This is a genomic window from Neobacillus thermocopriae (assembly GCF_010975035.1).
GTDB lineage: Bacteria > Bacillota > Bacilli > Bacillales > Cytobacillaceae > Neobacillus > Neobacillus thermocopriae.
The window spans coordinates 65,403-78,830 of sequence record NZ_JAAIUV010000014.1 but is presented as its reverse complement, the minus strand read 5'-3'; the positions used below and the strand labels follow the sequence as shown (position 1 = coordinate 78,830).

Below are 13,428 nucleotides of genomic sequence, written 5' to 3'. Positions count from 1 at the left end.
TCTTGCCAAAGGCACCGCTGGGTAGCTATGTGCGGAAGGGATAAGTGCTGAAAGCATCTAAGCATGAAGCCCCCCTCAAGATGAGATTTCCCATAGCGTTAAGCTAGTAAGATCCCTGAAAGATGATTAGGTTGATAGGTCAGAGGTGGAAGCACGGTGACGTGTGGAGCTGACTGATACTAATCGATCGAGGACTTAACCAAATAAAAAAGTGATGGTATTTGCTTTTGGCGAACTCGTTCTTCTTGACTTCTTCTGCATTATCTAGTTTTGAGGGAATGAAAATTTCCTCTTGCAAAATATGAAAAAGTCATTATAATAAATTAGTGTCGAATGCATGGTCTGGTGGCAATGGCGAGAAGGTCACACCTGTTCCCATACCGAACACAGAAGTTAAGCTTCTCAGCGCCGATGGTAGTTGGGGCGAAAGCCCCTGTGAGAGTAGGACGCTGCCAGGCTGTAAATCATTCCGCAGTAGCTCAGTGGTAGAGCTATCGGCTGTTAACCGATCGGTCGCAGGTTCGAATCCTGCCTGCGGAGCCATTTTATTTTTTCAAGAAACTTAGGTTTGCTTCCATAGCTCAGCAGGTAGAGCACTTCCATGGTAAGGAAGAGGTCAGCGGTTCGAGCCCGCTTGGAAGCTTCTCTAATTAAATTATACGGCCCCTTGGTCAAGTGGTTAAGACACCGCCCTTTCACGGCGGTAACACGGGTTCGAATCCCGTAGGGGTCATTATTTTGGAGGATTAGCTCAGCTGGGAGAGCATCTGCCTTACAAGCAGAGGGTCGGCGGTTCGATCCCGTCATCCTCCACCATTATTATTTTTTATTAAAATATATGCCGGCTTAGCTCAATTGGTAGAGCAACTGACTTGTAATCAGTAGGTTGGGGGTTCAAGTCCTCTAGCCGGCACTGTTTTTGGAGGGGTAGCGAAGTGGCTAAACGCGGCGGACTGTAAATCCGCTCCCTCAGGGTTCGGCGGTTCGAATCCGTCCCCCTCCACCACTTATATTTTTTAATAAGTTGGATAGAATATTAAATGATTTAATATTGGGCTATAGCCAAGCGGTAAGGCAACGGACTTTGACTCCGTCATTCGTAGGTTCGAATCCTGCTAGCCCAGCCAAATGAAGTGAGCCATTAGCTCAGTTGGTAGAGCATCTGACTTTTAATCAGAGGGTCGAAGGTTCGAGTCCTTCATGGCTCATATATTTATTTTAATGCCCCAGGATATTGAATCCTAGGGTTTTTAACTGTGATAATGCGGAAGTAGTTCAGTGGTAGAACACCACCTTGCCAAGGTGGGGGTCGCGGGTTCGAATCCCGTCTTCCGCTCCAAACAATGGGGCCTTAGCTCAGCTGGGAGAGCGCCTGCTTTGCACGCAGGAGGTCAGCGGTTCGATCCCGCTAGGCTCCACCATGACATAACACTACATATTATTAAAATAAAAAATTTTAAGGGGGTATCCATTTCTGGATACTCCTTTTTTGTGTTCTATATATTTGATATATTATGATCTTGATCTTCAAGTATCTTTTTTGAACGAATTTGCTGCCAATTTTCCATTTCTCATATTCCTCATCGTATATATATACATATTTTTGTAGAGTTGAGTCATAGGTTTGAAAGCGGTTAAAATATAGGTATAGTACATATAGGAGGAACAACGATAATGAAAAAGAAACTATCAATTATTGGGATGCCTATGGACTTAGGACAAATGCGTCGAGGAGTGGATATGGGACCGAGTGCAATCCGATATGCCGGAATTAATGAAAGACTTAAGCCGTTTTTTGACGAAATACATGACTTAGGGGATATTGCGATTGGCAGACCAGAGGTTATTGTTGATCAAGAATCGAAACTTAGAAACTTAGATTTAGTTGCTGAAAAAAATGCCTTGCTTGCCGAAAAAGTAGACGAGGCCGTTCAAGCTGGATGGTTCCCATTAGTTCTTGGAGGTGACCATAGCATTGCAATTGGTACTATAGCAGGTGTAGCTAAGCACTATAAAAATCTTGGCGTTATTTGGTATGATGCTCATGGTGATTTAAATACTGCTGAAACTAGCCCTTCTGGAAACATTCATGGAATGCCGTTAGCGGTTAGTCTTGGAATCGGTCATTCAAAATTAACTGAAATTGGAGGATATACACCAAAGATTAAACCAGAGAACGTTGTCATTATTGGTGCCAGATCACTAGATGAAGGCGAAAGAATTTTAATTAAAGAAAAGGGAATTAAAGTTTACACCATGCATGAAATTGACCGCATGGGAATGGCGAAGGTGATGGAGGAAACGATTGCATACTTGAAGGAAAGAACGGATGGTGTGCACCTTTCACTTGATTTAGACGGATTAGATCCAAGTGAGTGCCCGGGGGTTGGCACACCGGTGATAGGTGGTATTAGTTTCAGAGAAAGCCATTTAGCAATGGAAATGTTAGAAGAATCCAAAATTATTACTTCTGCAGAATTCGTTGAAGTAAATCCAATTTTAGATGAAAAAAATAAAACAGCATCTATAGCTGTTGGTTTGATGGCTTCCTTATTTGGAGAAAAACTTTTATAATCGTCTTAAGCAGCTGCTCAATGCAGCTGTTTTTTTATAAGGTTGCTCTTCGCTCTAATATAATACAACATAATACACTTATCTCTAATTATTTATTAGAAATTATTGCTAATTTATTGTTAAAATTATAGTTATTGAGAAAAAATTTCGTCAAGAAACGAAACTTTTCTGCTATCGATTCGTATTATCGTATAGTAGCATTGGAGCTGAGGAAACTTAAATGGAAGCAATAATAAAAAAAAGAATAAAACAAGTTATTAAAGGCGACCAAGATGCATTCGGAGAAATTATTGAAATATATAAAAACAGCGTCTACCAATTGTGCTACAGAATGCTAGGAAATCGGCATGAAGCTGAAGATATGGCACAGGAGACGTTTATTCGAGCCTATGTAAATATAAAATCGTTTAACCAAGATCGGAAGTTTTCCACTTGGCTATTCCGAATTGCTACCAATCTTTGCATTGATAGAATAAGGAAAAAGAAACCTGATTATTACTTGGATGCGGAAGTGGCTGGAACGGAAGGTTTAACGATGTATTCTCAGCTTTCTTCTGAAACACAGCTGCCAGAAAAGGAGCTTGAGAGTTTGGAACTTCAAGAAACGGTACAAAAGGAAATTTTGAAACTCCCCGAAAAATACCGTTCAGCCATCATATTAAAATACATTGAAGATCTTTCGTTAAATGAAATTAGTGAAATTTTAGACCTTCCGATTGGAACAGTCAAAACAAGAATTCACCGTGGACGGGAAGCTTTGAGACAACAATTAAGGTATGTGTGAATAAGAGGTGAATAGGAATGTGTCCAGAACATATTATAGAACTAATGCACGAATATTTGGACGAAGAAATAAGCCCTATTAAGGAAAAAGAACTTAGAGAACACCTCAAAAGCTGTAAAGAATGTGAAACCATTTTTCATGAATTGGAAAAATCTATTGCTTATGTTAAAAGCATTTCAAATTTACAAGCACCAGAACATTTCACTGCAAATGTGCTTGCTCGACTTCCAAAGGAAAAGAGGAAGGTATTGATGGGGCGCTGGCTAAAACAGCATCCATTCCTTGCTGCCGCATCCCTGTTTCTTGTATTAATGACAGGAAGTGTGCTTTCTACCTGGAATCAAGAGCGCGAATTCTCCGTATCCAAACAGGAAAATTTAGTTGTTAAAAACAATACAGTCATAGTTCCCGCAGGGGAAGTAGTTAAAGGCGATGTGATTGTTCGGAACGGGACATTGAAAATTGAAGGAGAAGTTCAGGGAGATGTCACCGTAATCAATGGGGAGCAATACCTTGCTTCCGCCGGGCATGTGACGGGAGATATAGAGGAAATTAATGAAGTTTTTGATTGGATTTGGTATCACATAAAGAAGACGGCGAAAGAGGCTACAGAATTGATGGAAAGATCGGACGCCAAATAGATGACAAATCACTCAAGATTGAGTGGTTTGTTTTTTTTGCCTATCAACATATAATAGGTTAAAAGGTATTTTATGTTATAATATATGAGTTGCCATTTCATTTTTTAGCATACGTTACGGAGGAAAAACCATGCCGTTTGCCGATTGGACATTCTGGAAGTACATATCAAGTGTTGTTGATATTCTGGTTGTATGGTATGTCATTTATAAATTAATAAATCTAATAAGAGGGACTAAGGCAGTTCAGCTATTAAAAGGGATTCTTGTGATATTGATTGTTCGAGTAGCCAGTGATTTTTTTGGACTAACCACCTTGAGCTGGATGATGCAGCAAGTCATTACTTACGGATTTCTTGCGATCATTATCATTTTTCAACCCGAATTGAGGCGGGCGCTTGAGCAATTAGGTAGAGGGAAGTTCTTCTCAAGAAGCACAAGTGTTGTTGATAATGAACAGGAAAAAACAGTGGAGGCTATTATTAAAGCTACAGATTATATGGCGAAACGCCGGATAGGTGCGTTGATTTCGATTGAAAGAGAAACAGGCATGAGTGATTACATTGAAACAGGAATTGCTTTGAACTCCCATATTTCATCTGAACTGTTAATTAATATTTTTATCCCAAACACTCCTTTACACGACGGAGCTGTGATTATTCAAAAAAACAATGTAGCAGCTGCAGCATGTTATTTGCCCTTATCTGAAAGTCCCTTTATTTCAAAGGAATTAGGAACGCGACATCGGGCAGCTTTGGGCATTAGCGAAGTAACAGATAGCATTACTGTAGTGGTTTCTGAAGAAACAGGAAATATTTCACTTACCAAAAATGGAGAGTTACATCGAGATATAAAGGTAGAAGGATTAAGAGAACTGCTTACTGATGAGCTTCTTAATCATAATAAACCGAAACAAGCTTCTTCAGCTCGTTGGAACTGGAGGGGAAAAAGCAATGGATAAATTAATGGATAATCCTTGGTTTATTAAGGGGCTTGCATTAGTTCTTGCTATACTACTGTATTCATCCATCGATCATCCGGGAAGGAAGTTAACCGAGTCATATGTGCCAGGTGAGGAGGCAGAAGAAACCATTAAGGATTTTCCGGTGACGGCCTATTATGATACAGAAAACCTGGTGGTTTCAGGGATCCCAGACACAGTGGATATTACCATCAAAGGTCCCATTACACATGTTCAAACGGCTAAAGCTTTGAGAAACTTTGAAGTTGTGGCTGATTTGACTAATGTTAAGATTGGAAAGCAAAGGGTGAAGCTTGAGGTCAGAGATCTTTCTGATAAATTAAAGGCAGAAATCAAGCCAAAATCGGTAAATGTGACGATACAGGAAAAAATAACAAAAGAGTTTCCTGTAGAAGTGGAATTTAATGCAAATCAAGTGGAAGATGGTTTTTCTTCAGGAAAGCCTTTGTCTGAGCCTAAAAAAGTGAAAATAACTGGTGCAAAAAGTGAAATTGACCGAATTGTTTATGTCAAAGCTGTACTTGAAGTAAAAAATGTATTGAAAGAAACGATAACAAAAGAAGCGCGTATTCAAGTTCTTGATAAAGACTTAAATAAATTGAATGTAGTTGTAGAACCTGAAACGGTTAAAGTAACCGTTCCAATTAAACAAAGTGTTAAAACTGTGCCTATTAATGTGGTAAAGAAGGGAACTCCACCAGCCGGTGTTACGATTCAATCCATTGAGCTAGATCAGAATGAAGCAGTCATTACTGCAAGCGAGGAAGTGTTAAAAAAAGCCGATAGCGTGAGAGTTGAGGTTGATGTAAGTAAAATTTCAGATAACACAACTCTTGAATTGCCAGTCATCATTTCTAATGGGATAACAAAAGTGACACCGCAAATGGTAAAGGCAACGGTCACGGTTTTAAAAGAGAAAGAAGAAGAGAGAGAAGAAGAGAAAGAGAAAGAGAAAACAGTTTCAGGGGTTCCCATCCAAATACAAGGATTACCCCAGGAATTAAAAGCTCAGATTACAGACCCAGCAAATAAAAGGATAAATATAGTGGTGAATGGGCCGACCAATAAAATCGATGAAATTGATCCTAATGACTTTCGGGTATATGTAGATTTAACAAATCTCCAAGAAGGAAGTCATCAAGTAAACATTCATGTGGAAGGTCCCCCAGATATTAAATGGGAGCCGGAGAAATCTTTAGCAAAAATTACGATAACAAATAATGTATAAAGTGCAGCAATATTTATATTGAAGGAGCGAATCTAATTATGGGAAAATATTTTGGTACCGATGGTGTGCGCGGAGTTGCTAATACAGAATTAACACCGGAACTGGCTTTCAAGATAGGTCGATTTGGTGGTTATGTTTTAACCAAAAATCAAGCTCGTCCAAAAGTACTAATTGGACGTGATACACGAGTTTCTGGGCACATGCTTGAAGGTGCACTTGTTGCAGGTTTGCTTTCCATTGGAGCGGAAGTAATGCGACTTGGTGTAATTTCAACACCAGGGGTTGCATATTTGACGAAAGCTCTGGGAGCACAGGCTGGTGTCATGATATCTGCGTCTCATAATCCAGTAGCTGATAATGGAATTAAATTTTTTGGGCCGGATGGTTTTAAACTCTCGGACGAACAAGAGCAAGAGATTGAAGAATTAATGGATTTACCTGAGGATAAATTGCCACGACCAACCGGTGCGGATCTTGGGCAGGTAATGGATTACTTTGAAGGAGGTCAAAAATACCTTCAATATTTAAAAAATACTGTGGACGAAGATTTTTCCGGCATACATGTTGCACTAGATTGTGCGCATGGAGCTACATCTTCCTTAGCACCACATTTATTTGCTGATTTAGATGCAGATTTAACGACAATGGGTGCTTCTCCTAATGGATTAAATATAAATGATGGTGTTGGTTCAACCCATCCGGAAGCTCTTGCAAACTTAGTCAAGGAAAAAGGGGCAGATGTAGGTCTCGCTTTTGACGGTGATGGGGATCGTTTAATAGCCATTGATGAAAAAGGAAACATTGTCGACGGGGATCATATTTTATACATATGCGGAAAATATATGAAGGAACATGGGCGTTTGAAGCATAATACGATTGTCTCCACAGTCATGAGCAATCTTGGTTTTTATAAAGCGATTGAAAGTCAAGGTATTCAAAGTGTACCAACGGCGGTTGGCGATCGTTATGTCGTAGAGGAAATGAAGAAAAATGGCTTTAATCTTGGCGGTGAGCAATCAGGTCATATCATTTTCCTTGACTATAATACAACGGGTGACGGATTATTAACGGGTCTTCAGTTAGTAAATATTATGAAAGCAACGAAAAAGAAACTTTCTGAATTAGCCGATGAACTAAAAAAATATCCTCAGAAGCTTGTTAATGTAAGAGTGACTGATAAGCATCAAGTGACCAATAATGAAAAGGTTAAAGAGGTTATTCAGCAAGTGGAAGCTGAAATGGAAGGAAACGGTCGAATTCTTGTTCGTCCATCAGGAACAGAACCACTTGTCCGTGTTATGGCCGAGGCACCGACAGAGGAGCTTTGTGAGTCCTATGTAAGCAGAATTGCTGCTGTAGTAGAGCAAGAAATGGGATTGAAAGACGAGTAATCACAGTCTAAAGAAGCGGTTATTTATAACCGCTTCTCTTTTTTATAAGATACTATCTGTGTGACTTCCGAGAATGGTCTAGCTCCAGCCCCCTAGCGGAAAGACACTTTCGGCCTCCGCCCTACGATAAGTCAACGTCGAATTGCCTTCGTCTCTTCGTGTTTCCTTTATCTCATGGAGGCCACCACAAGGAATACTTCAATAGCATAAACATCGCACGACCGAAAGCGATAGCTTTTGGGAGGAGGCTATACGCCGCTGAACAGGGGGCTTTCACTTTTCTAATAACCAAATTGATATTGATTGCATATATTATAGTATATGTTTATTTTGTTGTAGTTAAACCTTTACATTTTTTCCATATCTATTGACGTACTCTTTCTATTCATGTAGTATTAACTTGCTTTAGTATATTTTAAAGCATTCTTTTAGGAAGGAGGGCAGTGGGTAGGTATTTCTTTTAAAAGCGCCTGGACTAACCATCAGAGGTTTGGTTAGTTGACGAGGAGGAGGTTTATCGAGTTTTCGGCGGATACCTCCCGGTTGAGCGCACAACCGATAATTCCTTCTTTAAAACACAGGGGTAACTCTGTGCACAAAGGGAAGGATATGCGCATATTCAAATTCATAATTGAACAGGTATTGAAAGATACCTAAAAAACGGAGATAAGGGGGCAAGTATGCCTCCATGGTTCTTGCCCCCTTTAGTAGGGAGGAACTAAAAAATGTGCGGAATAGTTGGTTATATTGGATATAACGATTCAAAAGAAATTTTATTAAAAGGTTTAGAAAAGCTTGAGTATAGAGGATACGATTCAGCAGGAATTGCTGTTAGAAACGAAGAAGGAATTCATGTTTTTAAAGAAAAAGGTCGTATAGCAGATTTGCGTAACATCGTGGATAAAAAGATTGTTGCCCCTGTTGGGATCGGACATACACGCTGGGCAACACACGGTGTACCGAGCAAGGTCAATTCTCACCCACATCAAAGTGCATCTGGACGTTTTACTTTGGTTCACAATGGTGTGATCGAGAACTATGACCTGCTAAAGCGTGAATATTTGGCTGATGTACCATTTGCAAGTGAAACGGATACAGAAGTAATTGTGCAGCTAGTTGAAAAATTTGTAAATGAAGGAATGGAAGTGTTAGAAGCATTCCGCAAAACACTGAAACTTTTACATGGTTCTTATGCGATTGCTCTATTAGATGAACAAGATGCAGAAACGATTTATGTGGCGAAAAACAAAAGCCCGCTTCTAGTTGGTCTTGGAAAAGGCTTTAATGTAGTGGCAAGCGATGCAATGGCGATGCTTCAAGTGACAAATCAATTTGTCGAACTAATGGATAAAGAAATTGTCATTGTAAAAACTGACAAAATTACCATTCAAACTCTTGAAGGGCAAGTCATTAATCGCGAGCCATATACTGCTGAACTTGATGCAAGTGATATTGAAAAGGGAACCTATCCTCATTACATGCTAAAGGAAATTGATGAGCAGCCAGCTGTAATGCGTAAAATCATTCAAATGTATCAAAATGAGCAAGGCCAACTTGCTATTGACAGTGAAATTATCAACGCAGTAAAGAATTCAGACCGTATTTATATCATTGCTGCGGGTACCTCTTACCACGCTGGTCTAGTTGGAAAGCAACTAATTGAGAAAATGGCGAAAATTCCTGTGGAAGTTCATATTTCCAGCGAGTTTGGGTATAATATGCCACTTCTTTCTGAAAAACCATTGTTTATATTCATTTCACAAAGTGGTGAAACAGCAGACAGCCGTGCCGTTCTTGTACAAGTAAAAGAGATGGGCTATCCATCACTAACCATTACAAATGTACCTGGATCTACTCTGTCTCGTGAGGCAGATTATACATTATTATTACATGCTGGCCCTGAAATTGCAGTTGCCTCTACAAAGGCATACACCGCTCAGATTGCTGTGTTAGCAATTTTAGCAGAAGTAACAGCTAAAAGCCGTGGTATGGAAGTAGGCTTTGATTTAACGCAAGAGCTTGGCTTGGTGGCTAATGCGATGGATGTCCTTTGTGATTCTAAGGAATTGTTTGAAGTGATGGCGAGAGAATTCTTCGCTGTTACTCGTAATGCCTTCTTTATTGGTCGTGGCATTGATTTTTATGTTGGCCTAGAGGGTGCCTTAAAGCTGAAGGAAATTTCCTATATTCAAGCAGAAGGCTTTGCCGGAGGAGAATTAAAGCATGGAACGATTGCTTTAATTGAAGAAGGAACTCCTGTCATTGCACTTGCGACCCAAGAAAGCGTCAATTTAAGTATTCGAGGCAACGTGAAAGAGGTTGTTGCCCGCGGAGCAAATCCATGTATTATTTCCATGAAGGGTCTTAACATGGACGAAGATAGCTTCGTTATTCCTGAAGTACATGAATTATTAACACCACTTATCTCTGTTGTACCATTACAATTACTAGCTTACTATGCCGCATTACACCGTGGCTGCGACGTTGACAAACCACGTAACCTTGCGAAGTCTGTCACTGTTGAATAAGTAAGTGAAGTTTTATGGAATGTGAGTTGTAATTAATCTTTTCACAACATGTAATTAATAGTGACACTGATTTTTACCTTGATATAGCGAAAATGACTTGCTGTATCAAGGTTTTCTTTTTTATTCTGAGTTATTTAAAATAATCATTGATTATAAAAATTACTATAAAATTACAAGCTTTCTACAACATATGGGGGATATAGGTTATGGAATTCAAGCAATAAATCATCGTTATAAAGTATTAGGTGGGAAACCTAAAGTAATTGCAGATGATAACAAGTTAGATATAGCAGATAAATTGAAAGTTATTTTTGGAGATAATTATATTGGCCATCCTCGTCTAAAAAAATTGATTATTAAGAATGCTATTTCAGATAAAGATTTCTTAAATGGTATAGAAGAAGCGGTTACATTTGAAATAATATTCAATTATTAAATTGTACACATTAAAAAAGAAAAAATTGGATAGTTGAAAGAATAAAATTTCCTGTATCAATCTATCCATTTTGTATAACCTATGAACTTTTTTACTCTGTTCTAGCTGCTATTTTTATACTTTTAATTTATTTATCTTTTGTTTCACTTTTACAATACATAAAATTGTAATGAAATACAGTGCTGTGCTAAAACCAATGATGAACGCTGGACGATAAAAAGAAAGGACAATTCCCGAAATAATCAGTATTGAAATCAGTAATATTGTAAGATTTCGAAGTAAATTCTTATATGCTTCAATTTGAAATTCATTTTCGGTATAGATTTCAGTTAGTTGATTGCCATTTTCTAATGTACGAAAATAATGCCACTTTCCATACTGTGTTACATATTCCCATCCCGTTTCTTCGAAAATCATCTTGTATTCCTTTAAATCTTCATCACTGGTTGCCTTATAATCAAGCTTATATATGTAACGAGTTGGTTCAATCTTTTTGAATGTATATAAATATTTGTACGATATTAAAGCCCATCCTTTTCTTGCCATTTCATTTAGCCACTTTTCTTCCTTGTGATCTTGCCAAGCCCAAAAAATTCTAAAGACTTTTTTCGTTTTTGTCATTCAATTCCCCCCAATTTTTTCAACAATAAGCCTGCTCACTTCAACTAAATTGTTTAATCGCTGCCATTCAAGTTTAACAACTTCTTTACCAAGGTCAGTTAGAATGTAGCATTTTTTTCGATCGTCACCTTCATCCGTTTTCTGAATAAGCTTTTCTTTTTCTAATTTGCTTAACGCACCATATAACGTTCCAGGACCTAACGTCACTTCACGGTTACTTATTTCTTCTACCTTTTGCATAATTCCATATCCATGAAGGGGTGTAATGAGTGAAATTAATATGTAATAAGTCGTTTGTGTTAGTGGTAGGAATTGTTCTGGTGAGGTTCTTTTCATCATTTTACCTCCAAATTGTTTGAGAAAATATTGGTAATAAGTATTATAACATAGTTGAATTTTTCACTAAGTATAGAATAAATATTAAAGCCTTTATTTAACAAAAAATAACATTTATAGTTGTAATTTTCATTTATAAATGTTATTGTATCGTTGTAAGATATATCGAGTTACGTAATAACGAGAGACGATATATATTGTTTTAATTTTTTGTGGGGGTTTAAATAAAATTTCATGGAGGGTGTCCCAATGTCAACGTTACTATTTGGTTCATTGTTAATAGCATTTTTGATTTTGATTTATCCATTATTAGATATTAAGTACACAAAATCATTAAAGGAGAAAAAGGATTCTGAGTCTAGATTACGATATTACAAATTTGCAATCGTGTCAGAATGGTTGGTTGTTTTTGTAATAATGGTATTTGTTCTAATATCTCCAAATATTAATTTTAAAAGTATTGGTTTAACATCATCAGATAACTTTGAGTCTTTTTTAGGAATGATTTTTGGATTCCTTATAGGTGTTGCCATTTTTGTATTTATCCTAATGAAAATACCTGTTATTAAAAAAAGACAAGAACTATCATTGGGTAGTATAGATTTTTTGTTGCCAGTAACGAAACTTGAAAGAACATGGTCCATTTTTGTCGCTATTACAGCAGGAGTATGTGAGGAAATTATTTATCGTGGCTTTGTAATGCACTACTTATCAAGTCTTCCTATAGAGCTTGAACAGATAGCTGTCATCATTATTTCAGCAGTAATTTTTGGTGTTGCTCATGCATACCAAGGTTGGAAGGGTATCATTCTGACTGGCTTGATGGGGTTTGTATTTGCTAATATTTATGTGAAAACAGGATCTTTGTTGTTCCCAATCCTTTTCCATATAATCATTGATATGCGCAGCTTTTTATTTGTGAAACCATTATCGAAAGAAACTTAACCATCAAAATAAAATGCAAATTTATTTTATTTAAATTAATAATCAGGCGCGATTCTTCTATTTATACGATTAGAGAATGATGAATAATACAGAAATGAGTAAATTAGGTATTCTATTCTGATTCTTTTTTTATATCAGTAAACATAGAATGGGTATAAATTTTAAACAACTTTAAAACCACCTATCAAATTGATCGATAGTTGCGAGATAAAATTAAACAACTTTATTATTTGAACACATACTTATCTCTATAAAAATTAAGGTTATATGAATATACTTAAGCTGAAGGTTTTCCGGTCATTTCCGGTAGATCTTTGTTTTTTTTGCAAATTAAGTAGTCATTTAATCATTTCAATCAAAAATCAATTTATATCCAATAGTTTTTTCAATTCTTTTGTCTTTAATTCTGTATCCTGTAAGGGTTAATTTTTCTTTGTCATAAGATTGGTATTCATTCCACTGTTTTTTCTTACTCATTAGAATCGAAATGTCCTCAGTTAAATATTCCATATTTGTCTATTATGGATCATAAACTTTTTATCAAAATAAATTCCTCTTCCCCATGTTAAAAAGTCCGTACCTACTGCTAAATAAGTGAGTAATGAAATGATAAGCGGAGTTAAGAGCGTGAGGCACAATATGTATACCTTCAAGATTCAAGCGTATATTTATTTGAATTAAATATATAAAATATAAAAAAACGGGCTGGATCCAATCGTGATTCAGTCCGTTTTATATTTTCAATTATCCTTCAATCCATTGTCTGATAAGAATTCAATTGTACTTCCATATTCCCAATCTCTGTACATTTTGTTACATCACTATATAAAGCTGGGGGATTTTCCATCCTTTATCGTAAGGTTCCTAACTGCTTAAACTGTTAATCTTATCGCTCTCCCATCTATTTTGGGGTAAAACTTTTCAATTTTACTACCCTTTTTCCTTATTCTTTACTATATAATGGA

11 protein-coding genes, 10 tRNA genes and 2 rRNA genes are annotated in these 13,428 nt (G+C 37.2%); 21 read left to right on the top strand and 2 right to left on the bottom strand.

Annotated features, from left to right (window positions below; all coding sequences use genetic code 11):
• The 20 genes from G4Z05_RS10360 to G4Z05_RS10265 all read left to right on the top strand — a co-directional run.
• Positions 1-203 (top strand): 23S ribosomal RNA (locus G4Z05_RS10360); the annotation flags it as partial.
• A gap of 138 nt (positions 204-341) precedes the next feature.
• Positions 342-458 (top strand): 5S ribosomal RNA (rrf, locus tag G4Z05_RS10355).
• Positions 459-468: 10 nt separating this feature from the next.
• A tRNA-Asn gene (locus G4Z05_RS10350) sits at positions 469-543 on the top strand.
• Positions 544-570: 27 nt separating this feature from the next.
• Positions 571-643, top strand: a tRNA-Thr gene (locus G4Z05_RS10345).
• A gap of 18 nt (positions 644-661) precedes the next feature.
• A tRNA-Glu gene (locus tag G4Z05_RS10340) sits at positions 662-733 on the top strand.
• 7 nt (positions 734-740) lie between these two features.
• Positions 741-816, top strand: a tRNA-Val gene (locus G4Z05_RS10335).
• 24 nt (positions 817-840) lie between these two features.
• Positions 841-913, top strand: a tRNA-Thr gene (locus tag G4Z05_RS10330).
• Positions 914-921: 8 nt separating this feature from the next.
• Positions 922-1,006 (top strand) — tRNA-Tyr (locus G4Z05_RS10325).
• Positions 1,007-1,052: 46 nt separating this feature from the next.
• A tRNA-Gln gene (locus G4Z05_RS10320) sits at positions 1,053-1,127 on the top strand.
• 8 nt (positions 1,128-1,135) lie between these two features.
• Positions 1,136-1,208, top strand: a tRNA-Lys gene (locus tag G4Z05_RS10315).
• Between the two features lie 56 nt (positions 1,209-1,264).
• Positions 1,265-1,339: transfer RNA gene (locus G4Z05_RS10310), tRNA-Gly, on the top strand.
• Positions 1,340-1,345: 6 nt separating this feature from the next.
• Positions 1,346-1,421, top strand: a tRNA-Ala gene (locus G4Z05_RS10305).
• Positions 1,422-1,674: 253 nt separating this feature from the next.
• Complete coding sequence (rocF, locus tag G4Z05_RS10300) at positions 1,675-2,574, top strand: arginase (protein WP_205597518.1); 900 nt, start codon at positions 1,675-1,677, stop codon at positions 2,572-2,574.
• A gap of 220 nt (positions 2,575-2,794) precedes the next feature.
• Positions 2,795-3,358 (top strand): RNA polymerase sigma factor SigW, encoded by a 564-nt coding sequence (gene sigW / locus G4Z05_RS10295; protein WP_038538597.1) that lies wholly within the window; start codon positions 2,795-2,797, stop codon positions 3,356-3,358.
• A gap of 17 nt (positions 3,359-3,375) precedes the next feature.
• Complete coding sequence (locus G4Z05_RS10290) at positions 3,376-3,999, top strand: anti-sigma factor family protein (RefSeq protein ID WP_163251865.1); 624 nt, start codon at positions 3,376-3,378, stop codon at positions 3,997-3,999.
• 130 nt (positions 4,000-4,129) lie between these two features.
• Positions 4,130-4,957, top strand: coding sequence for a diadenylate cyclase CdaA (cdaA, locus tag G4Z05_RS10285; protein ID WP_163251864.1), 828 nt, complete (start codon positions 4,130-4,132; stop codon positions 4,955-4,957).
• Positions 4,950-6,206: a CdaR family protein gene (locus G4Z05_RS10280; RefSeq protein WP_163251863.1), complete on the top strand. Its 1,257-nt coding sequence runs from the start codon at positions 4,950-4,952 to the stop codon at positions 6,204-6,206. The genes cdaA and G4Z05_RS10280 overlap by 8 nt, the downstream gene beginning before the upstream one ends.
• A 38-nt stretch (positions 6,207-6,244) precedes the next feature.
• A complete protein-coding gene (glmM, locus tag G4Z05_RS10275; RefSeq protein ID WP_163251862.1) occupies positions 6,245-7,597 on the top strand; it encodes a phosphoglucosamine mutase in 1,353 nt (450 codons plus the stop codon).
• 725 nt (positions 7,598-8,322) lie between these two features.
• Complete coding sequence (gene glmS / locus G4Z05_RS10270) at positions 8,323-10,125, top strand: glutamine--fructose-6-phosphate transaminase (isomerizing) (protein WP_163251861.1); 1,803 nt, start codon at positions 8,323-8,325, stop codon at positions 10,123-10,125.
• 97 nt (positions 10,126-10,222) lie between these two features.
• Positions 10,223-10,561, top strand: coding sequence for a hypothetical protein (locus G4Z05_RS10265; protein ID WP_163251860.1), 339 nt, complete (start codon positions 10,223-10,225; stop codon positions 10,559-10,561).
• A gap of 114 nt (positions 10,562-10,675) precedes the next feature.
• Here the strand turns inward: G4Z05_RS10265 and G4Z05_RS10260 are convergent, their stop codons facing one another.
• Both G4Z05_RS10260 and G4Z05_RS10255 read right to left on the bottom strand, forming a co-directional pair.
• Positions 10,676-11,182 (bottom strand): DUF2812 domain-containing protein, encoded by a 507-nt coding sequence (locus tag G4Z05_RS10260; protein ID WP_163251859.1) that lies wholly within the window; start codon positions 11,180-11,182, stop codon positions 10,676-10,678.
• Positions 11,183-11,518, bottom strand: a complete 336-nt coding sequence (locus tag G4Z05_RS10255) for a PadR family transcriptional regulator (RefSeq protein ID WP_163251858.1) — start codon at positions 11,516-11,518, stop codon at positions 11,183-11,185. It lies immediately after the preceding gene.
• A 249-nt stretch (positions 11,519-11,767) separates the two neighbouring features.
• Here G4Z05_RS10255 and G4Z05_RS10250 point away from each other — a divergent pair, with 249 nt between their 5' ends.
• Positions 11,768-12,463 (top strand): CPBP family intramembrane glutamic endopeptidase, encoded by a 696-nt coding sequence (locus tag G4Z05_RS10250; RefSeq protein ID WP_163251857.1) that lies wholly within the window; start codon positions 11,768-11,770, stop codon positions 12,461-12,463.
• The last annotated feature ends 965 nt before the right edge of the window (positions 12,464-13,428 follow it).

Excerpts from the sequence above, each read along its gene's own strand:
- rocF (WP_205597518.1), top strand. The coding sequence starts at position 1,675 with ATGAAAAAGAAACTATCAATTATTGGGATGCCTATGGACTTAGGACAA.
- sigW (WP_038538597.1), top strand. The coding sequence starts at position 2,795 with ATGGAAGCAATAATAAAAAAAAGAATAAAACAAGTTATTAAAGGCGAC.
- G4Z05_RS10290 (WP_163251865.1), top strand. The coding sequence starts at position 3,376 with ATGTGTCCAGAACATATTATAGAACTAATGCACGAATATTTGGACGAA.
- cdaA (WP_163251864.1), top strand. The coding sequence starts at position 4,130 with ATGCCGTTTGCCGATTGGACATTCTGGAAGTACATATCAAGTGTTGTT.
- G4Z05_RS10280 (WP_163251863.1), top strand. The coding sequence starts at position 4,950 with ATGGATAAATTAATGGATAATCCTTGGTTTATTAAGGGGCTTGCATTA.
- glmM (WP_163251862.1), top strand. The coding sequence starts at position 6,245 with ATGGGAAAATATTTTGGTACCGATGGTGTGCGCGGAGTTGCTAATACA.
- glmS (WP_163251861.1), top strand. The coding sequence starts at position 8,323 with ATGTGCGGAATAGTTGGTTATATTGGATATAACGATTCAAAAGAAATT.
- G4Z05_RS10260 (WP_163251859.1), bottom strand. The coding sequence starts at position 11,182 with ATGACAAAAACGAAAAAAGTCTTTAGAATTTTTTGGGCTTGGCAAGAT.
- G4Z05_RS10255 (WP_163251858.1), bottom strand. The coding sequence starts at position 11,518 with ATGAAAAGAACCTCACCAGAACAATTCCTACCACTAACACAAACGACT.
- G4Z05_RS10250 (WP_163251857.1), top strand. The coding sequence starts at position 11,768 with ATGTCAACGTTACTATTTGGTTCATTGTTAATAGCATTTTTGATTTTG.